This window comes from Kitasatospora sp. NPDC091207 (assembly GCF_044768625.1).
Classification (GTDB): Bacteria; Actinomycetota; Actinomycetes; order Streptomycetales; family Streptomycetaceae; genus Kitasatospora.
Map to the genome: position 1 here is coordinate 184,605 of NZ_JBIVVS010000007.1, position 12,132 is coordinate 196,736.

Sequence of the window (12,132 nt, forward strand, 5' to 3'; positions counted from 1 at the left end):
GGGGTCCGTCGCCGGCCGCCGGTCGCCCGCCGCGCCGGCCGAGTGCGGTGACCGGCTGTGGCGAACGCTCCGGAACGGTCACCGGGTTGGCACCTGTGGTGGCGGGCCGGTCACCCTCCGTCCAGGATCGCGGTGAAAACCGGCAGGATACTGCATCGCTGGAAGAATCTGAGCGACTTGGGAATGTTGTCCGGAATCTGTTCGTTGGATCGTTACGTGTGAGCCCCCCGGGGCCCGCATTTCTTGCCCTCTCGGGGCAGGCAGGCAGACCTCCGGCACTACCAGCAAAGGGAGCAAGCATGGCCACCCGTGCCGTCGTTCGCGACAGGGCCGACCGGACTCGCGCGGCCCGCCCGACCAACCTTGAGGCCGACCGTGACCTGGTCGGCATGTACCTCGACGAGATCGCCAGGACGCCCCTGCTCGATGCCGCCGAGGAGGTCGAGCTCTCGCTGCGGATCGAGGCCGGTGTGTACGCCCAGCACCTCCTGGAGGAGGCGGAGCTCCCCAAGGGCGTCAAGCGTGAGGAGCTGGAGGCGATAGCCGAGGACGCCGAGCGCGCCAAGGACGTGTTCATCCGTTCCAACCTCCGCCTCGTCGTCGCCGTCGCGCGGCGCTACCCGCGCAGTGGTCTTCCGCTGCTGGACCTCATCCAGGAGGGCAACGCCGGCCTGGTGCGGGCGGTGGAGAAGTTCGACTACGCCAAGGGTTTCAAGTTCTCCACCTATGCCACCTGGTGGATCCGGCAGGCGATCACCCGGTCCATCGCCGACCAGTCGCGCACCATCCGGCTGCCCGTCCACCTGGTCGAGGAACTCGGCCGGATCCGGCGGGTCCAGCGAGAGAAGTCCAAGGAGCTGGGCCGCGAGCCCGAGCCGGCCGAGATCGCGGCCGAACTGGACACCACCGAGGCACGGATCAAGGACGTCCTGGACTGGGCGCGTGACCCGGTGAGCCTCAACATGTCGGTCGACGACGAGGGCGAGACCCAGTTCGGCGACCTGGTCGAGGACACCGGGGCGACCTCCCCCGAGGACGCCGTGATGGTCATGCTCCGCCGGGAGGAGCTGGACGGTCTCATCGGGCGCCTGGACGACCGGACGGCCTCGATCATCCGGTCGCGGTACGGGATGGAGGACGGCCGCGAGCGGACGCTGACCGAGGTCGGCAAGCAGCACGGGCTGACCCGCGAGCGGATCCGCCAGATCGAGAAGCACGCGCTGGCCGAGCTGAAGCGGATCGCCGACCACGCGGGCTTCGAGGCCGCCTGACGGCGTTCCGGAGCGCCGACGGTGGCCTTCGCGCCGCAGCGACGGACGGTGCGGCCGGGCCCGCGCCGTCGGTCACCGGCAGGGCCCGGTGGGGACGTGCTCCGCGCCGGGCCCCACGCGCGTTCGGAGACCGGGCGTGGGCCGGGGCGGAAGCTTCTAGGCTGGAGGAGTGGACCATGTGCGAGACGGAGGCGGGCCGGTGGCCGAGCAGAAGCCCGGGCGGGACGGCGTGGACGGCGCCGACAGGACGGATGACGCGGAGACGGTGACGACGGTGGACGAGGCCGCGGCTGTCGGTGCCGAGGCGGTGACGAAGGCCCGGCTGGTGTTCCGGGACCCGCTGGACCAGCAGTCCGCCGACGACACCGACGCCGGCTGGGGAGGGCGCCCGGGGGCGGGGGAGAGTGGTGGACGGGGACTGGACTGGTACCTGAGCCAGCGCCCGCCGCACCACGGCGACTGACGGGGAACCGCTCAGCGCTGCTGCGTGACCAGCGCGTCGCGGATCTCGGTGAGCAGGACGACCTCCTTGGCCTCGGCCTCGGCCTGGATCTCGGCGAGGCTCTTGCGCCTGGCGGCGAGCCTGTTCATGGGCAGGATCAGGAAGAAGTAGACGACGGCCGCGGTGATGACGAACTGCAGGACGGCGCTCAGCACGGAGCCCCAGAGGATGAAGATGCCGGTCGTGACCTCGCCGGTCGCGCTCACCTCGCAGGGCCCCTTGAGGCACGAGCTGTAGGTGCCCAGGTCCTTGGCCCCGAAGGCGCCGACGATCGGATTGATCACGCCCTTGACGAAGGCGTTGATGATGTTGGTGAATGCCGCGCCGATGACGACGGCGACGGCGAGTTCGACGACATTTCCGCGCAGCAGGAATTCCTTGAAGCCTTTCATGCCGCGTGAACGACGAAGTCGTTGTCCGGTTACGGGTGATCTTCAAGGGCACCCGATTGACAACCCGTCCGGCCGATCGGCGCGGCGCCCGGCGGGGACAGACCCGCCCGGGCGGGCCCCCAGGCCGACGCGGCCGCCAGTGTGAGCAGCAGCAGGGCGGCTGCCCCGGCCCGGTGCCGGGCGGCCCGGCGGAGCCGGTGGAGGCGGCCGCCGCCGCGTCGGATCGGCGGGAACGGCGGGACCTCCCGTCGTGGCGGGACGGCCGGGGCGGGGAGCGGCAGGGGAAGGCGCAGGGGGAGGCTCGTGGTCGACATGGGCACCGCCGTGGTCGCAGGGCGCCGGCCCGCGGGGCGGACCGGCTCTTCCGACGCAGACTCTGCGCGGTCCGCGCGCTCGACGAAAGCCCTGTCCCCAGCCTGTGGACAACTCGGCCCTGTGGACAACTTCGTACACCCGCGCGAGCTAGTCGACCTGCGGCCGGTTGACGATGCGGTGGGCTGACCCGCGCCCGCGCCCGCGCCCGCGCCCCCCCCAGCCCCCGCGCCCCCAGCCCCCGCCACCCGTACCCGGGCAGCCGGAAGGCCCGTGGGTCGCGCGGTGGCGCGGGCCCACGGGCCTTCCGAAGTCTGGACTCAGCCGGCCGGCTTCGCCGCCGGAGCCGGGCTCGCCGCGGCGGCCGAGCCACCCGAGGACGAGGACGTCGACGAGGTCGAGGACGCCGACGAGCTCGCGGCCGTCGACGAACCGGTGCTCACGGAGCTGCTGGACGACGAACGGCTGTCGGTCCGGTAGAAGCCGGAGCCCTTGAAGACCACACCCACGGCCGAGAAGACCTTGCGGAGTCGTCCCTGGCAGTCGGGGCACGTGGTCAGCGCCTCGTCGGTGAACTTCTGCACCGCCTCCAGGCCGTTGCCGCACTCGGTGCACTGGTACTGGTACGTGGGCACTTGTCTTCCTCCTGGCACTCTCGCCTGATGAGTGCTAACGATGGTCAATGATGCGGCATTCCGCTGGATCAGTCCAGCGACTCGAATGTGAGATGAGCCGGGGGCGCGCCGAAGAGTCCGTTCCCGCACCCGGCCGGGCCCGGCCGGGTGCGGGCCCGCCCCGCCCGGGCCGGGCACCCCGCCCAGCGCCCCGCAGGCCGGCCCGACGCCCAGCGCCCCGTGCCGCGCCGCCGCCGCTCAGCCCTTGGCCGCCCCGACCAGCTGCGGCGCCGCGCTCCGCTCGCCGACGGACGCGACCACCGTGCTCGGCGCACCCGGCGCGACCAGCAGGTGGCGCAGCGAGACGAGCGCGACCAGGCCCAGTCCGGCGCCGGCCATCGGCACCAGGAACCCGGCCGACGGCCCGTGCCCGTCGATCAGCCGCCCGGCCGCGGTGGACCCGACGGCCAGGCCCAGCCCGATGGCACCGGTCAGCCAGGTGAAGGCCTCGGTCTTGGCGCCGTCCGCGACCAGCGTCTCGACCAGGGTGTACCCGGTGATCAGCGTCGGCGCGATGGCCAGACCGCAGACCAGTCCGGCCACGGACAGCGCGACCAGGTTGGGCATCGCCCAGAGCGTCGAGCAGCCCAGGACCAGCAGGGCGTAGCTGGCGAGCATCCGGTGCCGGGCGGCCCGGCGCCAGGCGACCATGCCGTACAGCACGCCGGCCAGCATCGAGCCGCCGGCGAAGATCCCGTACACGGTGCCGTTGGCCCCGGGCTGGCCGACCGACTCGGTGAAGGCGGTCACCGAGACCTGCATCGCGCCGAAGACGGTGCCGACGCCCAGGAACGCGCCGGCCAGCAGCCGGACGCCGGGTGAGGAGAGCGCGGAGACGCGCCGGGCGCCGGGCTGGTGCGGGTGGCGGGCCGGCGCGGTGCGCCGCTGGGCGGCGAAGGCGAGCCCGCCGACCACGGTCAGCGCGGCCTCGGCGATCAGTCCGGCGGCGGGGGTGACCGAGGTGGCGATGGCGCCGGCGAGCACCGGGCCGATCACGAAGGTGAACTCGTCGGTCACGGACTCGAAGGCGAACGCGGTGTTCAGCTTGGCCGCCGACAGGCCCGGGGCCGACTGCCCCGCGCCCTCCGCGGAGAGCTTGGCGACCCAGCGGGCGCGCACCATCGCGCCGACCTGCGGCACGCTGGCGCCGGCCGGGGCGGCGGCGAGGAAGAGGGTCCAGACCGGGGCGTGGCCCAGCGCCAGCGCGATCAGCGTGCCGACCGAGACGGCGTGCACGATCACGCTCGGGACGAGCACGGCGGCCTGGCCGTAGCGGTCGGCCAGCCGGCCGGTCTGCGGGCCGATGAAGGCCTGGGCGACGGCCGAGACCGCCGCGACGCTGCCGGCCGTGCCGTACGAGCCGTGGGTGTCCAGGACCAGCAGGACGATGCCCAGGCTGAGCATCGCGTACGGGAGCCGCGCGGCGAGGGCGGGGGCGAGGAACGTCCAGGCCCCGGGGGTGCGCAGCAGTGCGCCGTACCCGACCCGGGCGGGTGCGCCCCGGTCGGTGGCGGTCTCGGTGTCCGGTCGGGTGTCCGGGCGCGTGACCTGGGTGGCGCGGGTGTCCGCGGTGTTGTCGACCGTTCGGCGGGCCGTCACGGTCGTCCTTCCTGCTGCCTGGTAGCGCGGAAGGGGCATGGGGTGGCCCCGACGGCGCCGAGAGTCGTCCTCTCGCGCGTCGACCGGGGTAGTTACCGGGCCGGCCCGGCGTGGTTACCGAGGTCCGGGCCGCGGCCGCCGAGCGGTCGCGCCAACTCTGCTTCAGACAGATGCTGGGGTGTGTCGATCGTTCTACATATACGCGCGTAGATGACGCGCTTTCCCCCACCATACAGAGGACATCCACATCTGTCCCGCCGACGGCGGGTGAATGCTGGGCGAAGCCCCGATGGTCACCGGCCGTACAGCCACCCGGCGAGCTTGCCGCCCTTGTCCACGGCCCGCAGCCGCCGCTCGGCTGCCTCGCTCACCTCGTCCGTGGTGACGACCAGCAGTTCGTCGCCGCCGCGCAGCACGGTGGCCTTGTCCGGGACGAAGCTGCTCCCTTCCCGGACCACCAGGGTGACCGCCGCGCCGGCCGGCAGCCGCAGCTCGCCGATCTCCACGCCGGACATCCTGGAGGTCGGCGACAGTGCCACCGACAGCAGGTGTCCGTGCAGCTTCTCCAGGGGTGCGGACTCGATGCCGAGGTCCTGGCCCATCGAGCCCTCGGAGACCTTCAGCCACTTGGCGACCCAGGGCAGGGTCGGGCCCTGGAGCAGGGTGAAGACCACGACCAGGATGAAGACGATGTTGAAGACGTCCTGGGCCATCGGCGCACCCGACACCATCGGGATGGTGGCCAGCACGATGGGCACCGCCCCGCGCAGCCCGGCCCAGCTGAGCAGCGCCTGTTCGCGGCCGGGCAGCTTGAACGGGGTGAGCGTGAGCACCACCGACAGCGGCCTGGCCAGGAAGACCAGCACGCCGCCGATCACCAGTGCGGGCACCACGGCCGAGCCCATGGTGGCGGGGGTGCAGAGCAGGCCGAGCAGCACGAACATGCCGATCTGCCCGATCCAGGCCAGGCCGTCGGCGAAACCGCGGACCGCCGGGCCGTGCGGCAGCTTGGAGTTCCCCAGGATGACCGCGCTGATGTAGACGGCGAGGAAGCCGGAGCCGTGCAGCAGCGCGCCGCCGGCGTAGGCGAGCACGGTGAGCGCCAGGACGGCGATCGGGTAGAGGCCGGAGGACGGCAGCGCGACGTGCTTGATCCCGAACGCGCCCAGCTTGCCGACCGCGAGGCCGACCGCGGCGCCGATCGCCAGCTCGGCGACGATCGTGCCGATCAGGACGTACCAGGAGTCCAGCTCACCGGTGGTGGCGAAGGCGACGACCAGGATGACCACGGGCGCGTCGTTGAAGCCGGACTCGGCCTCCAGGAGCCCGGTCAGCCGGTGCGGCAGCGGCACCATCCGCAGGACGGAGAAGACGGCGGCCGCGTCGGTCGAGGAGACGATCGCGCCGAGCAGCATGGAGGTCCGCCAGTCCAGGCCGACCAGCCAGTGCGCGCCGGCGGCGGTCACGAAGACGCTGATGCCGACGCCGACGGTGGCGAGCACCGTGGCGGCCGGCATCACCGGTCTGACCTCACGCCAGCTCGTCTTGAGACCGCCCTCGGCCAGGATGACGACCAGGGCGGCGTAGCCGATCACCTGGGTCAGCTCGGCGTTGTTGAAGGCGAAGCCGAGGCCGTTCTGGCCGAGCGCGACGCCGATGCCGAGGTAGATCAGCAGGCTCGGCAGTCCGGACCGAGTCGAGATGCGCACGGCGACCACCGCGACCAGCAGGATCACGGAGAACTCGAGGAGCAGCTGGTTCAGGTGGTCGACATTCACGCAGGGGCACCTCGGAGGCTGGGGGCGGGCGGGGTGTCTGTCGGCGGTGAGGCCGGAGGGAGCCGACCGGCCGGGGCGATTGGTCCCCTAGCGGATCGTTACTCAGTCTAACATTTTGCCATATCTTTAGCTTCGCTGTTCACACGGGTCTCCTCCGTCCCTTCGCTGACCTCCTCCGATCCCACCGTGAGCGTCCCCCGTGCACGCCCGCCAGCCGAGTCGGCCTAATGTGGTGCCCTGTCCCGGCCGAGTGCCCTGGACATGCCCGCCCGCCCCCCAGTCGAGGACCGCAAGGACCCAGATGCCCCGCTCGAAGAAGTTCCGGCGCGCCCGTCTGATCGTGATCGTGCTGGTCGTGCTGTTGGTGGCCGGCGCCGGCTACGGCGGCTACCAGGGGGTGGCCGCGGTGCGCGCGTCCTTCCCGGAGGTGGACGGCAGCGTCAAGGTGGCGGGCCTGAGCGCGCCCGTCGACGTGAAGCGCGATGCCAACGGCATCCCCCAGCTCTACGCCGACACCTCGGAGGACCTCTTCCGCGCCCAGGGCTACGTCCAGGCCCAGGACCGGTTCTGGGAGATGGACGTCCGACGGCACATCACCGCGGGCCGGCTCTCCGAGATGTTCGGCGACAGCCAGGTCGAGACGGACTCCTTCATCCGCACCATGGGCTGGCGCGACGTGGCGCAGAAGGAGTTCGACTCCCAGCTGTCGCCCGAGACCAAGAAGTACCTCCAGGCCTACGCGGACGGCGTCAACGCCTGGCTCGGCGAGCACCCGGGCGGCGCCGGCGCCTCCCTGGAGTACGCCCTGCTCGGTGTCGCGAACGGTGACTACAAGCCCGAGCAGTGGACCCCGGTCGACTCGGTGGCCTGGCTGAAGGCGATGGCCTGGAACCTCTCCGGGAACCTCCAGGAGGAGATCGACCGCTCGCTGCTCGCCCAGGACTTCAGCCCGGAGAAGATCGCCGAGCTGTACCCGGAGTACCCGTACGCGCGCAACGGCACGATCGTGAAGACCGGCACCGTGGCGGGCGACACCTACCGCCCGGCGGACGGCGCCGCGCCGGCCGGTACCGGCACCACCGCCGGCGGCGGCGGCACCGCCCAGGGCGCGGCCGCGACCAAGGCGCTGTTCAAGGACGTCACCGACCGGATCGACGCGATGCCGCAACTGCTCGGCCGGCAGGGCCAGGGCATCGGGTCCAACTCCTGGGTGGTGGCCGGCTCGCACACCACCACCGGCAAGCCGCTGCTCGCCAACGACCCGCACCTCGGCCCCGGCCTGCCCTCGGTCTGGTACCAGATGGGCCTGCACTGCCGCACCGTCTCGGCCGCCTGCCAGTACGACGTCTCGGGCTTCACCTTCGCCGGCATGCCGGGCGTGATGATCGGCCACAACAAGGACATCGCCTGGGGCTTCACCAACCTCGGCGCGGACGTCACCGACCTCTACCTGGAGAAGGTCACCGGCCCGGACACCTACCTGGTGGACGGCAAGGAGGTGAAGTTCAAGCTGCGCAAGGAGACCATCAAGGTGGCCGGCGGCGAGGACCGCACCATCACCGTGCGCACCACCCAGACCGGCGCGCCGCTGATCTCCGACCAGAGCACCGAGCAGCAGAACGTCGGCAAGTACGCCCCGAACGGCACCTCCGCCCCGGACCGCTCGACCACCGGCTACGGCGTCGCCCTGCAGTGGACGGCGCTCGAACCGGGCAAGACCATGGACGCGGTCTTCACGCTGGACCGCGCCAAGGGCTGGGAGGACTTCCGGGCCGCCGCCAAGGACTTCGCCGTCCCCGCCCAGAACCTGATCTACGCCGACGCCGAGAACATCGGCTACCAGGCCCCCGGCAACGTCCCGGTGCGCGGCAAGGGCGACGGCGGCTACCCGGCGCCCGGCTGGGACTCCGCCTACCAGTGGAAGGGCTCCGTCCCGTTCACGGCGCTGCCCTTCACCCGCAACCCGTCGGCCGGCTACATCGTCACCGCCAACCAGGCCGTGGTCGACCCGTCGTACAAGTACCTGCTGACCAAGGACTGGGAGTACGGCACCCGGGCCAAGGAGATCACCGACCAGATCGAGGCCAAGCTCAAGAACAACGGCAAGATCTCGCCGGACGACATGCAGGAGATGCAGCTCGACAACACCAGCATCCTGGCCAGGACACTGGTCCCGCTGCTGCTCAAGGTGCGGATCGACGACCCGTACGTGCGTGAGGCGCAGGACCTGCTGAAGGACTGGAACTTCCACCAGGACGCCGACTCGGCCGCCGCCGCCTACTACAACGGCGTCTGGCGCCAGCTGCTCAGCCTCTCCTTCGGCCAGAAGTTCCCGGCCGATCTGCGCGCCAAGGACAACTGCCTGCTGGTCCGCCGGCAGACCGATCCGACCAAGCCGGACAGCAGCACCCAGATCGTCACCGAGTGCGGCACCCGCGACCCGGGCAAGGCCCAGCCGGACGGCGGCGACCGCTGGACCGAGGTGGTGCGCCAGCAGCTGGAGAAGCCCGACAGCGGCTGGTGGACGTACATCGACTCGGACCACCACGAGCAGAAGGGCCTCGACAACCTGCTCGCCGAGGCAATGAAGAATGCCCGGCAGGACCTCACCGCGCTGCTCAGCAAGGACGTCTCCACCTGGAGCTGGGGCCGTCTGCACAAGCTGACGCTGCGCGAACAGACCATGGGCAGCGACGACTCCTCGATCGCCTCCGGCCTCGTCCAGCGGCTGCTCAACCGCGGCCCGTACCGCCTCTCCGGCGGCTCGGGGGCGGTCGACGCGGCGGGCTGGAACGCGGCGGCCGGCTACGAGGTGGACTGGATCCCGTCGATGCGGATGGTCGTCGACCTGAGCGACTTCGACGCGTCGCGCTGGGTCAACGTCGGCGGCGCCTCCGGTCACGCGTTCCACCCCAACTACAACGACCAGACCGACCTCTGGCTCAAGGGCAAGCTGCTGACCTGGTCCTACTCGCCCGACGCGGTCGAGAAGTCGGCCAAGAACAAGCTGGTGCTGACCACCGGCTGAGCGAGTCCGGCCCGCTACGGCGGCCCCGCCCCCCGGATCCCGGGGCGCGGGGCCGCCGTCGTCACCGGGGCCGTCACCCGAGCCGGTGCGGCCCGGACGGCGTGAGGGCGAGGTCCACCGGCAGGTCGTGCGGCTCGGCCGGCACACTCGCCACCAGCTCGTGCTCGTACAGCAGCACCGCCAGCAGCGGGCGTGCCCCGGCCCGCCCGAGCCGGGCCAGGACCCGGTCGTACGAGCCGCCGCCGCGCCCCAGCCGCAGCCCCTGCCGGTCCACCGCCAGGCCCGGCAGCAGCACCAGCGACGCCGTGGTCACGGCCTCCGGCCCGAGCCGCCCGCCGACCGGCTCCAGCAGCCCGCGCCCGGCCGGCGCCAGCGCCTCCGGCCCCTCGTACGCGGCCCAGTCCAGGTCGTTGTCGGGCAGCAGGACCGGCAGCAGCACCCGGACCTCGCGCGCCAGCAGCGCGTCCAGCAGCGGCCGGGTGCCCGGCTCGGCGCCGACCGACACGTACGCGGCCACCGTGGCACCCGGCGCCGCCAGCTCCCCGGCGTGCCCGGCCAGCGCGCGCGCCGCCCGCTCCCGCTCCTGCGGTGGCAGCGCCCGTCGCTCGGCCAGCAGCCGTGTCCTCAGCGCGCTCTTCTCGTTGTGCATGGGATCCTCCACAGCTCTGTGCCCGTGACGCTCAGAGCCTGACACGCGGAAGGCGCCCCGATGTCGACCCCGTTGCTGGTCCAGGCCCTGGCCGCGCTGAGCGCCCCGGCGCTGGCCGGTGCCGCCGTGCTGGGGTGGCGACTGCGCCGGGCCGACGGCGAGGCCGCCGACCGCGAGGCCGGGCTGCGCGGGCAGGTCGCCGAGCTGGAGGCCCGCTGCGCCGAGCTGGAGCGCACGGCCTCCTGCGACCCGGTCACCGGGGTCTGGAACTACCGCCACCTGCAGCTCACCCTGGACCGGGAGATCGAGCGCGCCCGCCGTGCCGAGCAGGCCGGCCAGCAGGACGGCCCGCACCCGCTGGCCGTGCTGCTGCTGGACATCACGGGCTTCGACGCGGTCATCGACGAGCACGGCCGGGCCCGGGCCAACGCGATACTGCGCGACCTCGCCCAGCGGCTCGGCATGGAGATCCGCCGCTCCGACACCCTCGGCCGGTACAGCGGCGAGGAGTTCCTGGTCGTGCTGCCGGACACCGGCGCCCAGGGCGCGGCGCACGTCGCCGAACGGCTGGTCTGGTCGGTCCGCCGGCACCTGCTGCTGGACTGGTCCTCCGGCCCGCGCGAGGGCCGTCACCCGCAGGGCAACGGGCTGACCGCCGCCCTCGGCGTCGCCGTGCTGCCCCGGGACGGCACCCATGCGGCGGTCCTGCTCCGGGCCGCCGACCGGGCCCTGGCCGAGGCCCGCGCGGCCGGTGGGGACTGCTGGCGCGCGGCCGCCTCGTCCCGGCCACTCGGCGGCTCCGAAGCCGAGCGTGACCGTTCGGAAAAGCCGGGTAGTGTGTCGCCCTGTGCCGGAGAGGACCCCCTCGCCTCACCCGGCACTTCCCCTTTGCCTGCCACCGTGGCCGGGCCCAGCGACGTGCTGTCATAGCCGGTCCAACCGCGCTCGGCCGGGCGAAAACATGCCTTAGTAAGGTAAACGCATGACGACGATCAGCTCCCGAATTCCGGTTACCAAGGCCGTGGTCCCCGCGGCCGGACTGGGCACCCGCTTCCTCCCGGCCACCAAGGCCACTCCGAAGGAGATGCTGCCGGTCGTCGACAAGCCGGCGATCCAGTACGTCGTCGAGGAGGCGGCCGCCGCCGGGCTGTCCGACATACTGATGGTCACCGGCCGTAACAAGCGCGCTCTCGAGGACCACTTCGACCGCGCCTACGAGCTGGAGGAGCTGCTCGCCCGCAAGGGTGACCAGGACCGGCTGCGCCGGGTGCGCGAGTCCGTCGACCTGGCCAACATGCACTACGTCCGCCAGGGCGACCCGAAGGGCCTCGGCCACGCCGTCTCGGTCGCCGAGCAGCACGTCGCCGGCCAGCCCTTCGCCGTCCTGCTCGGCGACGACCTGATCGACCCGCGCGACCCGCTGCTGGCCCGCATGATCGAGGTCCAGCAGGAGCTCGGCGGCTCGGTCGTCGCCCTGATGGAGGTCGACCCCGCCCAGATCCACCTGTACGGCTGCGCGGCCGTCAAGGCGAACGGCTTCGGCGAGGACGTCTTCCAGGTGACCGACCTGGTCGAGAAGCCCGAGACGGCCGACGCCCCGTCGAACTACGCGGTCATCGGCCGCTACGTGCTCGACCCCTCGGTCTTCGACGTGCTGCGCGAGACCCCGCCCGGCCGCGGCGGCGAGATCCAGCTCACCGACGCCCTGCGCGAGCTGACCACCCGCGCCCCGGAGAGCGGCGGCCAGGTGCACGGCGTGCTGTTCAAGGGCCGCCGTTACGACACCGGTGACCGCGCGGACTACCTGCGCGCTATCGTCCGACTGGCCTCCGAGCGCGAGGACCTGGGCCCGGAGTTCCGCTCCTGGCTCCGTGAGTTCGTCGCCTCCGAGCTTCAGGACTGACACACCGACAGAGAGCGAGAGCGC

Annotated in this window: 10 protein-coding genes; 5 read left to right on the top strand and 5 right to left on the bottom strand. The window is 72.3% G+C overall.

Annotated features, from left to right (window positions below; translation table 11 throughout):
- The first annotated feature begins 299 nt into the window (after window positions 1-299).
- Window positions 300-1,271 carry a sigma-70 family RNA polymerase sigma factor gene (locus tag ACIQTO_RS15380; protein ID WP_329489273.1) on the top strand — a complete coding sequence of 324 codons (972 nt, stop codon included), beginning with the start codon at window positions 300-302 and terminating at the stop codon, window positions 1,269-1,271.
- A 199-nt stretch (window positions 1,272-1,470) separates the two neighbouring features.
- The gene (locus ACIQTO_RS15385) at window positions 1,471-1,734 is read left to right on the top strand and encodes a hypothetical protein (RefSeq protein WP_402388069.1); all 264 of its coding nucleotides are present in this window, start codon (window positions 1,471-1,473) and stop codon (window positions 1,732-1,734) included.
- Window positions 1,735-1,745: 11 nt separating this feature from the next.
- Here the strand turns inward: ACIQTO_RS15385 and mscL are convergent, their stop codons facing one another.
- From mscL to ACIQTO_RS15405, 4 genes are all read right to left on the bottom strand, one after another.
- The gene (mscL, locus tag ACIQTO_RS15390; RefSeq protein ID WP_402388070.1) at window positions 1,746-2,165 is read right to left on the bottom strand and encodes a large conductance mechanosensitive channel protein MscL; all 420 of its coding nucleotides are present in this window, start codon (window positions 2,163-2,165) and stop codon (window positions 1,746-1,748) included.
- A gap of 632 nt (window positions 2,166-2,797) precedes the next feature.
- A complete protein-coding gene (locus ACIQTO_RS15395) occupies window positions 2,798-3,112 on the bottom strand; it encodes an FmdB family zinc ribbon protein (protein WP_402388071.1) in 315 nt (104 codons plus the stop codon).
- Between the two features lie 237 nt (window positions 3,113-3,349).
- The gene (locus tag ACIQTO_RS15400) at window positions 3,350-4,621 is read right to left on the bottom strand and encodes an MFS transporter (RefSeq protein ID WP_402388159.1); all 1,272 of its coding nucleotides are present in this window, start codon (window positions 4,619-4,621) and stop codon (window positions 3,350-3,352) included.
- Window positions 4,622-5,043: 422 nt separating this feature from the next.
- The gene (locus ACIQTO_RS15405; RefSeq protein ID WP_402388072.1) at window positions 5,044-6,528 is read right to left on the bottom strand and encodes a potassium/proton antiporter; all 1,485 of its coding nucleotides are present in this window, start codon (window positions 6,526-6,528) and stop codon (window positions 5,044-5,046) included.
- 301 nt (window positions 6,529-6,829) lie between these two features.
- Here ACIQTO_RS15405 and ACIQTO_RS15410 point away from each other — a divergent pair, with 301 nt between their 5' ends.
- Entirely contained in the window at window positions 6,830-9,556 is a 2,727-nt protein-coding gene (locus ACIQTO_RS15410; RefSeq protein WP_402388073.1) for a penicillin acylase family protein, read from the top strand.
- 73 nt (window positions 9,557-9,629) lie between these two features.
- Here ACIQTO_RS15410 and ACIQTO_RS15415 read toward each other — a convergent pair whose 3' ends face one another.
- Window positions 9,630-10,205, bottom strand: coding sequence for a 5-formyltetrahydrofolate cyclo-ligase (locus ACIQTO_RS15415; protein ID WP_402388074.1), 576 nt, complete (start codon window positions 10,203-10,205; stop codon window positions 9,630-9,632).
- A gap of 60 nt (window positions 10,206-10,265) precedes the next feature.
- On the opposite strand from ACIQTO_RS15415, the gene ACIQTO_RS15420 reads away from it, so the two are divergent.
- Together ACIQTO_RS15420 and galU are read left to right on the top strand one after the other, a co-directional pair.
- Window positions 10,266-11,135, top strand: coding sequence for a GGDEF domain-containing protein (locus ACIQTO_RS15420; RefSeq protein WP_402388075.1), 870 nt, complete (start codon window positions 10,266-10,268; stop codon window positions 11,133-11,135).
- 52 nt (window positions 11,136-11,187) lie between these two features.
- Complete coding sequence (galU, locus tag ACIQTO_RS15425) at window positions 11,188-12,108, top strand: UTP--glucose-1-phosphate uridylyltransferase GalU (RefSeq protein WP_402388076.1); 921 nt, start codon at window positions 11,188-11,190, stop codon at window positions 12,106-12,108.
- Window positions 12,109-12,132: the final 24 nt, after the last annotated feature.